The following is a 13,570-nucleotide window of genomic DNA, read 5'->3' as shown; positions in this document are numbered from 1 at the left end:
CGCCGCACAATCGGGTTCACTCCTTCTTCCGGTGCCGCCCATGGCTTATGCGTCGCTCGCTACCGGTGTGCTGCTCGCCGCCGGTTATGGATCGCGCTTCGATCCGGACGGCCTCCACAACAAGCTGTTAGCACGTCTGCCCGATGGCACACCGGTCGCGCATGAAGCCGCGCACCGGCTGTTGCTGATCGTGCCGCGCGTGATCGCGGTCGTGCGGCCCGGTTCCGATCCGCTTGCGCGCGTGCTCAACGACGCAGGCTGCGACGTCGCGTTTTCGAAGGACGCCGAACGCGGCATGGGCGCGAGCCTCGCCGCCGGCGTCGCGGCCAGCGACGACGCCGAAAGCTGGATTGTCGCGCTCGCCGATATGCCGCGTATCGCGGTGACGACGATCGAAGCGGTCGCGCGCACGCTCGACGGCGGCGCCTCGATCGTCGCGCCGTACTACCAGGGGCAGCGCGGCCATCCGGCCGGCTTCGGTCCCGCGCATCGCGACGCGCTGCTCGCGCTCGACGGCGACACCGGCGCCCGCGCCCTCTTTGCGCGGCATACGGTGACGCGGCTCGATGTCGACGATGCCGGTGTGCTTGCCGATGTCGACACCCCCGACGATCTGCGCCAGCTGCCCCGATAATCGGCCGGCGACCCGCCGCGCCCGCGGCGCGAGGCTCGCCGGCGCTCATTGCGACGGGCACAACGCTTGCACCCTTCCCCGGCGAACCGGCAAACGTCGGGCAATAAAACCCGCAGCAACGCGCCGCTTTTGCATCTAAGCTGGTGAAAGGCCGCGACCGTGCACCGCCACCACGGTCCTGCCTCACTACCCCCGGCAGGTCCCGTCCAATCACACACCTATGAGCGAAACCAATCCGCGTCTCTTTGTCGTATCCCCGCATTTCGACGACGCCGTGTTCAGTTGCGGCGCATTGCTCGCCACCTCTCCCGATGCCGCCGTCTGTACCGTGTTCGCCGCACCGCCCGAGCACGACATGTGTACCGAATGGGATACGAAGGCCGGCTTTGCCGGCGCGTACGAATCGGTTCACGCGCGCACGATCGAAGACAACCATGCGCTATCGGTGCTTGATGCGATTCCGGTGCGGCTGCCGTTTCGCGATGCGCAGTATCTCGATTCGCCGTCGATCGGCAAGCTTGCCGCCGCGCTCGAGGAAACGATCTACGGCTCGACGGCCAACACGCTGCTGATGCCGCTCGGGCTGTTTCATTCCGATCACCGGCTCGTCTTCGACGCATGCTGCGAGATCCTGCCGCGGCTCTCGCATCTGACGTGGTTCGCGTACGAGGAAGCGATCTACCGGCCGATGGCCGGGCTCGTGCAGCAGCGTCTGATCGACCTCGCGAAACGCGGCATCGTCGCGACGCCCGCGCATCCGGCCGCCGACCATACGCTCGATTGCGAGCGTCAGGCGCTGATGAAGCGCGAAGCGATCAGCGCGTACACGAGCCAGCTCCACGCGTTCGGCCCGGAAGGCTACGCGGACGTGTTTGCCGGCGAACGCTACTGGCGGCTCGATACGGTGCGGCGCTCGGCCGGCGAACATCGCCTCGGCAGCTGAGCAACGCGTACGGCAGCGCGCCGTCGTACCAGGCCACCGTGTGCAGCGGCGGCGCGCAATGCGATGCCGCTTGCGGGCTTGCGGGCTTGCGGGCTTGCGGGCTTGCGGCTTCGAGCAAAGCACAAGCAGGCTCGATCTGTATCGCCTACGCTATCTGATGCAGGAAGGCGCGTCGTGCATCGATCAGCAGTCCGGCCGCGTTCCTGCCCGCATTTCGCTACGTGATTGAAGGCAAGCGCGAGGTAACGCCATGATTTGCCGCATCCACACCGCTCCGATTCCCGAACCTCTCGCCGACCCGACGCGCGACCCCGAAGGCGACCCACTGACGCCGCCGTCGCCCGGCCATCACAACGACGAACCGCAGCGTCCCGAAGGACCGCCCGACAAAGATCCGGTGTAGCCGCGCTAGCGCTCTCGACGGATTGCGACAGCTCGGGGCGGCTCGATATCGCTTATCGCAACCCCACTCGGTTGACCGCAGCCCACCGCGGTTACCGCGCGTGGCGCACCATCGGAATCATCGGCGGACAGGTGCTCACGCGCAGCCTCGTCTGCACTTCGAAACCGTGCCGTTCGTAGAACGGCACATTGCGCTCGTTGGACGACCACAGATACGCCGGCAGATGCGCCGCATCGCATTGCGCGAGACGCGCCTGCAGCAGCAACGCGCCACGCCCGCGGTTCTGGCCGATCGGATCGACGCCGAGCGCCGACAGATACCAGAACGGACCCTTCGGCTCATAGCGTTCGAGCGCCGCGGCCATGCCGCCAAACGCCTCGAGCTTCTCCGGGGCACAGCCCTCATGCAGGATCGCGGCGATCTCACCGTCGTCGTGATGCACGCCCGGCGGCCGCCAGCACGCGACCGCGAGGCCGTCGTCGGTGCGCTGCAGCGCCGCGGAATCGAATGCATGCGTGACAAGCACGCGAAACAGTTGCGTCGCATAGGTCATCATGCGCAGCGGCGTGTCGAAAATCCAGCGCACGACCGGGTCTTCGATATTCGCGAGCACGATCGCCGCGGTGGCCGCGTCGAGATCGTCGGGCGCATCGATCGTCACGACACGCAAAGAGTCTGGAAACATGGTCGTTCAGCCTGCGGGTTGGTTCCGGTCAGTTCGCGTGGTTGCCCGGCCGTTGCCGACCGTTGCCGGCTATTGCCGGTCGAATCTGCGTGCCATGTGCACGTTGCGTGCCGACGCGCGCACCGTCTGGCGAACACCGGCGACCGTACGCCGGTTGCCGGGAAACCCATCTCCGGCAGGTATACTCCGGCTTTACAATCCGCGCGTCCGCCATGCTTGCACTCAAGCTCACGCTGGCTCCATCTTTCCTGCTGATCGTTTCGATGTCGGGCAAATGGTGGGGACCGGCGATCGCCGGATGGCTCGCCGGCCTGCCCGTCGTGGCCGGCCCGATTCTCTACCTGCTCGTGCTGCAGCACGGTCCTTCGTTCGGCGCGCAGGCGGCCACGCTGTCGCTGGCGGCGATTCTCGCTTCGGAAGCGTTCAATTTCGGCTATGCATGGACGTGCCGCGTCGCGCACTGGCGCCTTGCGGTCGCGGCTGGGCTTGCAGCGTGGTTTGTGTGCGCGAATGCGCTTGCGCTGCTGCCTGTTATGTCTTTTGCTCCGTCGTCGCTTGCCCCGTCGTCTCTTGCCTCGGCCACGTCCACGGCGTCGACGGTGTCCGCGGTAGCGATCGCATCAACCTCTTCCAGCGCTTTCGCCTGGTCGTCTTCAACCGCCTGGGCGCTCGCCGCGGCCGCGCTCGGCGTGGCCTTCGGCAATGCGTTCTTGCCGGCGAGCCAGGCAGTCGCCAAGGGCGCACCGCTCACGCGCGTCGACCTTGCGGGCCGCATGCTCGCCGGCATCGCGCTCACACTGATCGTCACCGCTTTGTCGGGCCGGCTCGGCGCGGGCTGGAGCGGCTTGCTCGCCGTATTCCCGCTGATGGGCGTCGTGCTGTCGGTGTCGTCGCATCGCGCGCACGGCCCGGCATTCGTGATCGCGTTGCTGCGCGGCATGGTCGCCGGCCGCTTCTCGTTCGGCGCGTTCTGCCTTTTTCTGTCGTTCGCGCTGACGCGCGAGCCGGCACTCGCGGCTTTTGCGCAGGCGGCCGCACTGGCCGTCTGCGTGCAGGGATTGACGAAGCGCCTCGCGAAGAAGTCACGCGCAAGCGCTTCGCCCGCACCGGACACCGCGCATCGGAACGGCGTCAGAACTGATAGTTGAGCGAGATATCGGTGACGCCGCCCGTCTTCGTCTGGATGATCGGACTGTTCGCCGCGCTGCCGAGCAGCCGCTTGATCGCGCCGTCAGCCGTCACGAACCAGTGCTTGTTGACAAACCAGATCATCGTGATGCCGAAGCCCGCGGACTTCAGACCCGCGCTCGCGTTGTACTGGCGCAAGCCCGACGCGGCCGACTGCTGGGCATTCACGCCGAACCAGCTGTTCATATAAGTCGAATCGGCAAACGTCACGGACGGCCCCGCGAACCAGAAAAACGACTCCGAACTGCCCGGCATCGGCATATAGGCGCCGAGATCCAGAATCCAGCCATTCGAGCCGCCCAGACTGCGCGTGATCGCGGTGCGGAACGTCAACGGAAGCTCCTTCGAGATGACGTACTCGCCGGCGATCTTGATCTCGGGCGCCGGATTGATATTGCCGAGTCCGTTCAGATGTTGCGGATCGTCGTGGGCGCGTCGTCCGAGGTCATACACCATGGCGATACTCGTGCGCCAGTTCTGGCCCTGCAGCAGATTGACGCCGAGGCCTTCGCCAGTCGAAAGAAACGCGATGTCCTTGTACCGGATATCGAGGCTCGGGCCCGCGAGAATGTGATAGCGCGACGATCCGTCATAGCGCGGCTCGAAGGTCATGCCAGCGCCGACGCGCGTCTCCCAGGTCGGGATCTTCGGCTCGTACATCTTCTCGAGCGGAATGCCCGCCGAGTACTGCCATTCGCCAAGCGGCGACGGCGTTTGCGCGTAGGCGCCCGGCGCGGCCAGCGCGGCGGCGGCCGCGCTCGCGGCCCAGATCGCCGCCGTGCCCACGTTCAGACCGCGCCGGTTGGTCCCGGGCCTGGTCTTCCCATGCATCTTCGTCCCGCGCGTTTCCGTCTCACGCGTTTCTGTCCCGCGCATTTCCGTCGCGAAAATCCGGCCGGTCCTTTTTGTTGACGCCACAACGCCTCCCATCTTCTGGTTAGTCGAGTTCCGGCCGCGACACGTACTTCGGCCTGGATTGGGTGAGCGAGCATGCCAGCGTGTTTTGGGTGCCCATCTGCTGCACGACCGTTTGCTACACACTGCGCAAAATCTACTGCGTAAATCCGCAGCCATGCATGCGGTAGCAAACGGTGTTCCAGCATTCGCTGCGCGCGACGGTCTGTTCTTGGCACTGTGAGTCGTCCGGCCGGATTCGAGCGACCTGCACGGCACCTTCGCGGCATCCGCACGGCGAAGTCCCATTCCAGCCATTGTTTCGTGGGACATCCACGCCTCACGGGTCGACGCGCGCACGGTCGATTTGCTCACGATGGGCTCCTCATTGTCGGCTCATTCAGCGCCGCTAACCTGCAATCGTCAAGCAAGCGCAGGGCAAGCGCCCAACCGGGTGGCACCGATGCGCAACAAGGGGAAAAAAATGAAACGCTCACTGGTTCTCGCCGGCACCTCGACCCTGATCTGCGCGCTCGCGCTCTCCGGCTGCGCGGCGCCCGCCGGTTCCCCCGGCATCTACGGCGCGGCGCAGACACAGCGCGAAGAAACGATCCGCATGGGCACCGTCGAAAACGTGCGCAACGTGACGATTGACGCGAACAACGGCCAGCCCGGCGTGCTGGGCGCGCTCGGCGGCGGTTTGCTCGGCGGTGTGGCAGGCAGCGCGATCGGCCGCGGACACGGCTCGCTGCTGATGGGTGTGCTCGGCGGCGTCGCGGGCGCGGTCGCCGGCAGCGAAGTGCAGCACAAGATGGCACAGCAGCACGGCCAGGAAATCACCGTGCGTCTTGACGACGGCACATGGCGCGCCATCACGCAGAACACCAGCGGCGGCGCGTTCTATCCCGGTGAACGCGTGCGCCTGCTGTCGAGCGACGGCATCACGCGCGTCACGTACGACTGACTTCGCGTCGAAGACGGCGGCGTCCCGATCGAGCTGATCGAAACAACGCTCACGGATGACGAAATCTGGGGCCGCGCGCGCGATGGGCGGCAGGCTTCGCTGTATCGCTAACGCCTGCGCGCCCGCGCCCCGGTTCAGGCCGGCTCAGATTCAGCCGAGCTGGAACACCGACACCGCTTTGCGCAGCGAATGCGCCTGCTCGTCGAGCGCGGCAGCGGCCGCGGCGGCTTCTTCGACGAGCGCCGCGTTCTGCTGCGACACCTGATCCATCTGCGTTACCGCGCGATTGACCTGCTCAATGCCGTCGCGTTGCTCTTCGGAAGCGGCCGCGATTTCGTCCATGATCGCGGTCACGTGCGCGATCGACTGGCGCAGCTCTTCCATCGTCTCGCCCGCGGTGCCGACGAGGCGCGCACCTGCATTGACGCGCTCGACCGAGTCGCCGATCAGTTCCTTGATTTCCTTGGCCGCCGCCGACGAACGCTGCGCGAGGCTGCGCACTTCACCCGCGACGACCGCGAAGCCGCGGCCCTCTTCGCCGGCGCGCGCTGCTTCGACCGCCGCGTTGAGCGCGAGAATATTCGTCTGGAACGCGATGCCTTCGATCACACCCGTGATATCGGCAATCTTCTGCGAGCTGCGATCGATGCTGCCCATCGTTTCGACGACGTCGCCGACCACCGTCGCGCCTCGCCCTGCGATAACGTTTGCCTTGCCGGCCAGATCCTGGGCCTGACGCGCGTTATCGGCGTTCTGTTTGACGGTCGCCGTCAGCTGCTCCATGCTGGCCGCCGTTTCTTCGAGCGAAGCGGCCTGCTCTTCAGTGCGCTGCGACAGGTCGCTGTTGCCCGCTGCAATCTGGCGCGTCGCGGTGGAGATCGACTCCGAGCTATGCGTGACCTGGCGGACCGTATCGGTGAGGCCGCCTTGCATCGTCTTCAGGCCTTCAACGAGCTTGCCCATCTCATCCTGCGAATGCACATCGAAGCGGCCCGTCAGGTCGCCGCTCGCAATGCGGCGCAACTGCTCGAGCACGGTGACGAGCGGCCGCGAAATCGAGCGGTTCAGGCCATTCGCGCACAGCACGCAGGCGCCCATGCCGACCACGATCAGCACGATGCCGATGATGCGCAACACACGGAACTGGCCCTGCGCATCGTCGAACGCGCGCTTGCCGCGCTCGAGCTTCCATTGCTGCAGCGCGTCCCACGACTTCGCGAGCGGCACCGTGTATTTGATGATGACGTTCATCGCGATATCGTCGGCGGTCTTGCTGTCGCCCTTTCGCATCGCATCCATCAACGGCTGCAGCGCGTTCTGCACGATCGCGTTGCGCGCCGCGTTCGCCGCATCGGCAAGACCCTGCTCTTCGGCCTCATGCGGCAGCGCGTTGTAGTCCTTCCATGCCTGGTCCGAAGTCGCGAGGTAGTCCGCGGCCTTGTCGATGAGCTTCGGCGCATCGGGCGCTTCCGGGTGCAGCATCGCGCGATCGAGCGTGGTGCGCGCGATCGTCAGGTTCAGGTTCGACTTACCCAGCGCAATCGACGAAGCAAGCTGGTTCGAGTACGCGTAATCCAGATCGCCGCTCAGATCCTGCATGCCGAATTGCGCAAGCAAACCGAGTGCAACGATCAGAACGCCAAGAATTGCGGTAGTAGCCCAAAGCCGGGCCGAAATCGAGAGGCGTGAAAACATGATTGACCGAGTGAGTTGTTTTTGGATGAACCGGGAAGTGATCGGATGATCAGACTGCTGCCGGTCTATCGCTGATTACAACGGCACTGGAACGCCAAACTTGAGGCTTTCAGCGAAATAAATCGTTTGCGCTGAAGCATATTGATGAGGTTCGTGACCGGTCTGTGAAAGAACGGTCACGTTGCTGCGAGGACTGCGCTTTTTCTAACTGCCGCGCACATTCAAGGTGCGCATTCAAGGTGCGCATTCAAGGTGCGCATTCGATCTGCGCATTCAATGCGCGCGCACCGATTCGTCGATTAACGGCCTTGCGCCGTCGCCGAATCGAATCCGACCGTCTGCGGCGAACCGTCGTTGTTATCGGGATCGATTCGCCCATCGAGCACGGCCTTCGCGGTCACGCGATCGAGCGCACCTTCCCAGCGCGCCACCGCGAGCGTCGCGACGCCATTGCCGATCAGGTTCGTCACCGCGCGCGCTTCGTTCAGGAAGCGGTCGATGCCGAGCAGCAGGACAAGGCCCGTGACCGGAATCTGATGCATCGATGCAAGCGTCGCCGCGAGCGCGACGAAACCGGCGCCTGCCACACCCGCCGAGCCCTTCGACGTGAACAGCAGCACGCCGAGCACGATCAGCTGGTCTTCGAGCGAGAGATGAATATTCATCGCCTGCGCGACGAAGATCGCCGCCATCGTCAGATAGATCGACGTGCCGTCCGCATTGAACGTGTAACCGGTCGGCAGCACCATGCCGACCACCGACTTGCGGCAGCCGAGCTGTTCCATCTTCACGAGCATCTGCGGCAGCACTGCTTCGGTCGACGCCGTGCCGAACGTGATCAGGATTTCATCCTTGATATAGCGCAGGAACTTCCACAGCGACAGCCCGCACATGCGCATGACTGCGCCGAGAATCACGACGATAAACACGATCGACGTCAGGTACACGCACAACATCAGTTCGCCGAACTGCCTGAGCGTGCCGATGCCGTACTTGCCGACCGTAAACGCGATGCCGCCGAAGGCGCCGATCGGCGCGACGTACATCACGATGCGCACGACGCCGAACATGCCGTGCAGGAACGTATCGAGCATGTCGACGAACGGATCGGCGCGCTTGCCCATGCGCGCGAGCGCGATGGCGAACAGCACCGAGAAGAAGATGATCTGCAGCATGTCGCCGTTCGCGAACGAGCCGACCACCGTCGATGGCACGATACCCGTCAGAAACGCGATCGCGCCATGTTCTTTCGCCGCGTGCGTGTAGGTGGCAATCGCGGCGCCGTCGATATGCGACGGATCGACGTTCATGCCGGCGCCCGGCTGCATCACGTTCACCACCACCAGACCGATCGCCAGCGCGAAGGTCGAGACGATTTCAAAGTAAAGCAGCGCCTTGACGCCGACGCGTCCCGCTTCGTGGATGTCGTTCATGCGCGCGATGCCGACCACCACCGACGCAAAGATGATCGGTGCGAGCAGCATCCGGATCAGCTTGATGAACAGATCGCCGAGCGGCTTCATCTGCGCGCCGACATCGGGATTGAAATGCCCGAGCAGAATGCCGATCGCGATACCGATCAGCACCTGCACGTAGAGCTTGGAAAGGGTCTGCTTGATTCGCATCCTGGGTCTCCTTCTCACTTCTGCTTCGGCGGGTATGCCGTCGGCCCGAAAAAAGCCGCAAGCGTACCGTTGGAACATGACAATGGGGAGCTCGCGCCCATCGTGTTTCCGGTTGTCTCCGAGTGGTCCCCGTTGTAACGACGAAGCCGCTTGCCCGCTGCACTCCTTATACAGACGGACAAACGGCCTTTTTAACCTGCGCGATTACGCGAGCAGGGTTTGCATCTGCTGATACAGATCGCGCTTGCCTTCGAAGCCGATACCCGGCAGATCCGGCATCGTGATGTAACCGTTATCGACCTTCACGCCATCGGGGAAGCCGCCGAACGGCTGGAACAGATCCGGATACGACTCGTTGCCGCCGAGGCCAAGACCCGCCGCGATATTGAGCGACATCTGGTGGCCGCCGTGCGGAATACAGCGCTTACGCGACCAGCCGTGCTCATGCAACATGTCGAGCGTGCGCAGATATTCAACGAGGCCGTACGACAGCGCGCAGTCGAATTGCAGCCAGTCGCGATCCGAACGCATGCCGCCGTAGCGGATCAGGTTGCGTGCGTCCTGCATCGAGAACAGGTCTTCGCCGGTCGCCATCGGCTTGTCGTAGTAATTACGCAGCGTCGCCTGCAGTTCGAAGTCGAGCGGATCGCCCGGCTCCTCGTACCAGAACAGGTCGTATTGCGAGAGCGCCTTCGCATAGCGCACTGCCGTGTCGAGATCGAACCGGCCGTTCGCGTCGACCGCGAGCTTCTGGCCGTCCTTCAGCACCGACAGGATCGAATCGATACGACGCAGATCTTCGTCGAGCGAGCCGCCGCCGATCTTCTTCTTCACGACCGTGTAGCCGCGGTCGATATAGCTGCGCATCTCGTCCTTCAGCTTCTCGTGATCCTGGCCCGGGTAGTAGTAGCCGCCCGCCGCGTAGACGAACACCTTGCGGTCCGGCACGCCGTTGCCGTAGCGGTCCGCGAGCAGCTGGAACAGCGGCTTGCCTTCGATCTTCGCGACCGCATCCCAGATCGCCATATCGATCGTGCCGATCGCCACCGAGCGCTCACCGTGGCCGCCCGGCTTTTCATTCGTGAACATCGTGGCCCAGATCTTGTGCGGATCGAGGTTCGTGCCCTTGTCGTCGACGAGCGACGCGGGATCGGCCGCCATGATGCGCGGGATGAAACGCTCGCGCATCAGCGTGCCCTGACCGTAGCGGCCATTCGAGTTGAAGCCGAAACCGACCACCGGCTTGCCGTCGCGGATCACGTCGGTGATCACGGCGACGCAGCTCAGCGTCATCTTGCTGAAGTCGATATAGGCATTGCGAATCGACGAACTAATGGGGAATGTCTTTTCGCGAATCTCGACGATCTTCATTCGGGGTCTCCGGAAATCCTGCACGCTGGCGGTGCATGCGACGTTTGAAAGTCGAAAGATTACGTCCGGCGTCGCGCGTTAAAATTCAGCAATACGCAATTGATAATTCAGTTTCAGTGAAAACCGACATCAACTCCGATCTCGAATTTTTTGTCTTGCTGGCGCGCCATGAAAGCCTCTCCGCGGCGGCCCGCGCGCTCGATCTGACGCCGCCCGCGGCGACCCGGCGCCTCGCTCAGATGGAGGAAAAACTCGGCGTGCGGCTCGTCAACCGCACGACCCGCACGGTCAGCCTGACGGCGGAAGGCGAGATCTATCTGCAGCACGCGGCGCGCATCCTCGCGCAGGTGCAGGAAATGGAAGACGCGGTGTCGAGTCATGGCGCCGCGCCGCGCGGCCTGTTGCGCGTCAACGCCTCGCTCGGCTTCGGCCGCACCACGATCGCGCCGGTCGTGTCGAAGTTCGCGAAGGCATATCCCGACGTCGAAGTGCAGTTCGAGGTGACCGACCGGCCGATCGATCTGATCGAAAACGCCTTCGATCTGGCAATCCGCTTCGGCGAACTGCCCGATCAGCGCCTGAATGCGCGGCGCATCATGTCGAACCGGCGCTTTTTATGCGCGTCGCCGGCGTATCTGGAGCGCAACGGCACGCCGCACAAGGTGGCCGATCTGGCGCACCACCGCTGCATCGTGCACCGCCAGAACGACGACGCGTACGGCATCTGGCGTTTTGTGCGCGATCAGCACAGCGAAGCGGTCAAGGTGCACGGCACGCTGTCGAGCAATGACGGCGACATCGTGCTCGGCTGGGCGCTGGACGGCCACGGCATCCTGATCCGCTCCGAGTGGGACCTCGAAAAGTATGTGAAAAGCGGCCGGCTGCGCGTCGTGCTGCCGGATTTCGTGCTACCGGACGCCGATCTGTTCGTGTACTACCCGAGCCGGCAGAACCAGGCGGCGCGCGTGCGCGCGTTTATCGACTTCCTCGTCGAGCAGTTCGAGCCGCCGGCAAGAAAAGGCCGGTAACGGCATATTAGGCCAGCGGGCCTTCGAGATAAGAAAGAGGGCAAATGCTCACAGGCGCGTATCGCCCGGAGCCGATTCGTGCGCCCGCCGCAACTGTCATTTTCGCGAGCGTGACGCGACCAAGCGATGTATCGGGGAATAACTAGCGGAAAACGGTGTTTGCCCGATGAAAGGAACTTGTTGATTGCATCAATGCAGCCTCGTCTTTGACATGGCTGCGCATCAACGGGAAAAGCGCCGGTATGCGGCGCGCGCATCGCTTACTGAGGTCACCGAAGATGATTCCGTTTCTGATTGCATGGTTAGGGGGCGTGCTGACGATCGTCAGCCCCTGCATCCTGCCGGTTTTGCCGTTCGTGTTCGCACGCACAGGCAAGCCGTTTATGCAAAGCAGCCTGCCGCTGCTGATCGGCATGGCGGCCACTTTTAGCGCGGTCGGCGCGCTGGCCGCGGTCGGCGGCGGCTGGGCAGTCGCCGCGAACCAGTATGGCCGCATCGCCGCGCTCGTCGTGCTGGCCCTGTTCGGCCTGACGCTGCTGCTGCCGAAGCTGTCCGACACGATGACGCGGCCGCTCGTCGCGCTCGGCGCGCGGCTCTCGGAGACCGCGCAAGGCGCCGACACCAAATCGACGATCTGGGCGTCGCTGTTGCTCGGCGTCGCGACGGGCCTGTTGTGGGCGCCGTGCGCGGGCCCGATTTTGGGCCTGATTCTGACCGGCGCCGCGCTGCAGGGCGCGAGCGTGCATACGTCGTTGCTACTGCTGTCGTATGCGGCGGGCGCGGCGACGTCGCTGGCGCTTGCGCTCGTGGTCGGCGGCAAGGTGTTCACGGCCATGAAAAAGACGCTGCATATCAGCGAATGGGTCAAGCGCGGGCTTGGCGTGGCAGTGCTTGCCGGTGTCGCCGCGATTGCCGCACATGCCGATACGGGGTTTCTCACGCATCTTTCGCTTTCGGGCACGAATAGCCTCGAGCAGAGCGTGCTGGATCGCTTCCACGGGGCAAAGAATGGCTCGCCGGACGCGATGATGGCGGCTAATGCGCCGTCGGCGGCTTCGGGGAGCGCGGCTGGCGCGGGCGCATCGACTTCGATGTCGTCGGCGAACGCGGCAAACGCGGGCGGCTCGCAGGCCATGGCCCAAGCCGCCCAACCTGGCAGCCCGGCGCCGTTGCCCGTCGAAGGCACGCTGCCGTCGCTCGACGGCGCCGTTCAATGGCTGAATTCGCCGCCGCTGACCGCCGCGCAATTGCGCGGCAAGGTCGTGCTCGTCGATTTCTGGACCTACTCGTGCATCAACTGCCTGCGCACGCTGCCGTACGTAAAAGCGTGGGCCGACAAGTACAAGGACGCGGGTCTCGTCGTGATCGGCGTGCACACGCCCGAGTTCGCGTTCGAAAAGGAAGTCGGCAACGTGAGCCGCGCGGTGAAGGACCTGAAGGTGAACTTCCCCGTTGCGATCGACGACAACTACAAGATCTGGCGCGCGTTCAACAATCAGTACTGGCCGGCCGACTACTTCGTCGACGCGCAAGGGCGGATTCGCGCGCACCACTTCGGCGAAGGCGACTATGCGGGCTCCGAACAGGTGATCCGTCAACTGCTGACCGAAGCCGGCGCGCACAACCTGCCGGACGGCATGGTGAAGGACACCGGCACGGGCGCGGAAGCGGCGCCCGAGATGGCCGATATCCAGTCGCCGGAAACCTACGTCGGCTACGACCGCGCGACGAATTTCGCGTCGCCGGGCGAACCGGTGCTCGACAAGCCGCACCGCTACACGCTCGGAAACGGTCTCGGTCTGAACGACTGGGCGCTCGACGGCACGTGGACGCTCGGCGCCGAGCATACTGATCTCGATCAGCCGGGCGGCGCGATTGCGTTCCGCTTCCATGCGCGCGATCTGCACCTCGTGCTCGGACCGACGGCGAACGGACAACCGGTGCGCTTCCAGGTGACGATCGACGGCAAGGCGCCGGGCGCGAATCACGGCAGCGATACCGACGCGAACGGCAATGGCACGGTGACGAGTCAGCGGCTGTATCAGCTGGTCCGTCAGAGCGGCACGATTACCGACCATACGTTTGAGATCCGCTTTCTCGACCCCGGCGTGCGCGCGTATGCGTTCACGTTCGGTTGATC

12 protein-coding genes are annotated in these 13,570 nt (G+C 64.3%); 7 read left to right on the top strand and 5 right to left on the bottom strand.

All coding sequences use genetic code 11. The features are described from left to right. The first annotated feature begins 40 nt into the window (after positions 1-40). The 3 genes from KZJ38_RS30135 to KZJ38_RS30125 all read left to right on the top strand — a co-directional run bounded on the left by KZJ38_RS30135 (position 41) and on the right by KZJ38_RS30125 (position 1,980). Entirely contained in the window at positions 41-634 is a 594-nt protein-coding gene (locus tag KZJ38_RS30135; RefSeq protein ID WP_219800731.1) for a nucleotidyltransferase family protein, read from the top strand. 220 nt (positions 635-854) lie between these two features. Further along, positions 855-1,577: a PIG-L family deacetylase gene (locus KZJ38_RS30130; RefSeq protein ID WP_219800730.1), complete on the top strand. Its 723-nt coding sequence runs from the start codon at positions 855-857 to the stop codon at positions 1,575-1,577. A 250-nt stretch (positions 1,578-1,827) separates the two neighbouring features. Next, positions 1,828-1,980 carry a hypothetical protein gene (locus tag KZJ38_RS30125; protein WP_175111667.1) on the top strand — a complete coding sequence of 51 codons (153 nt, stop codon included), beginning with the start codon at positions 1,828-1,830 and terminating at the stop codon, positions 1,978-1,980. A gap of 91 nt (positions 1,981-2,071) precedes the next feature. Here KZJ38_RS30125 and KZJ38_RS30120 read toward each other — a convergent pair whose 3' ends face one another. Beyond that, positions 2,072-2,665: a GNAT family N-acetyltransferase gene (locus KZJ38_RS30120; RefSeq protein WP_219800729.1), complete on the bottom strand. Its 594-nt coding sequence runs from the start codon at positions 2,663-2,665 to the stop codon at positions 2,072-2,074. A gap of 212 nt (positions 2,666-2,877) precedes the next feature. On the opposite strand from KZJ38_RS30120, the gene KZJ38_RS30115 reads away from it, so the two are divergent. After that, on the top strand, positions 2,878-3,813 hold the full coding sequence (locus tag KZJ38_RS30115; RefSeq protein ID WP_246641837.1) for a hypothetical protein: 936 nt from the start codon (positions 2,878-2,880) through the stop codon (positions 3,811-3,813). On the opposite strand, the gene KZJ38_RS30110 is transcribed toward KZJ38_RS30115, so the two are convergent. Then, entirely contained in the window at positions 3,797-4,684 is an 888-nt protein-coding gene (locus tag KZJ38_RS30110) for a MipA/OmpV family protein (RefSeq protein ID WP_219800728.1), read from the bottom strand. The genes KZJ38_RS30115 and KZJ38_RS30110 overlap by 17 nt on opposite strands. A gap of 547 nt (positions 4,685-5,231) precedes the next feature. On the opposite strand from KZJ38_RS30110, the gene KZJ38_RS30105 reads away from it, so the two are divergent. Next, positions 5,232-5,711: an outer membrane lipoprotein gene (locus KZJ38_RS30105; protein WP_219800727.1), complete on the top strand. Its 480-nt coding sequence runs from the start codon at positions 5,232-5,234 to the stop codon at positions 5,709-5,711. A 150-nt stretch (positions 5,712-5,861) separates the two neighbouring features. Here the strand turns inward: KZJ38_RS30105 and KZJ38_RS30100 are convergent, their stop codons facing one another. The 3 genes from KZJ38_RS30100 to KZJ38_RS30090 all read right to left on the bottom strand — a co-directional run bounded on the left by KZJ38_RS30100 (position 5,862) and on the right by KZJ38_RS30090 (position 10,402). Further along, entirely contained in the window at positions 5,862-7,406 is a 1,545-nt protein-coding gene (locus KZJ38_RS30100) for a methyl-accepting chemotaxis protein (RefSeq protein WP_219800726.1), read from the bottom strand. 299 nt (positions 7,407-7,705) lie between these two features. Then, entirely contained in the window at positions 7,706-9,031 is a 1,326-nt protein-coding gene (locus KZJ38_RS30095; protein WP_219800725.1) for a dicarboxylate/amino acid:cation symporter, read from the bottom strand. A gap of 204 nt (positions 9,032-9,235) precedes the next feature. Next, a complete protein-coding gene (locus KZJ38_RS30090; RefSeq protein ID WP_219800724.1) occupies positions 9,236-10,402 on the bottom strand; it encodes a mandelate racemase/muconate lactonizing enzyme family protein in 1,167 nt (388 codons plus the stop codon). Between the two features lie 116 nt (positions 10,403-10,518). On the opposite strand from KZJ38_RS30090, the gene KZJ38_RS30085 reads away from it, so the two are divergent. Beyond that, complete coding sequence (locus tag KZJ38_RS30085; RefSeq protein WP_219800723.1) at positions 10,519-11,430, top strand: LysR family transcriptional regulator; 912 nt, start codon at positions 10,519-10,521, stop codon at positions 11,428-11,430. Positions 11,431-11,708: 278 nt separating this feature from the next. Further along, on the top strand, positions 11,709-13,568 hold the full coding sequence (locus KZJ38_RS30080; RefSeq protein WP_219800722.1) for a cytochrome c biogenesis protein DipZ: 1,860 nt from the start codon (positions 11,709-11,711) through the stop codon (positions 13,566-13,568). Positions 13,569-13,570 lie beyond the last annotated feature (2 nt).

This window comes from Paraburkholderia edwinii (assembly GCF_019428685.1).
Lineage (GTDB): Bacteria > Pseudomonadota > Gammaproteobacteria > Burkholderiales > Burkholderiaceae > Paraburkholderia > Paraburkholderia edwinii.
The sequence above is the reverse complement of the archived record's forward strand: the minus strand, read 5'-3'. Positions and strand labels throughout refer to the sequence as shown.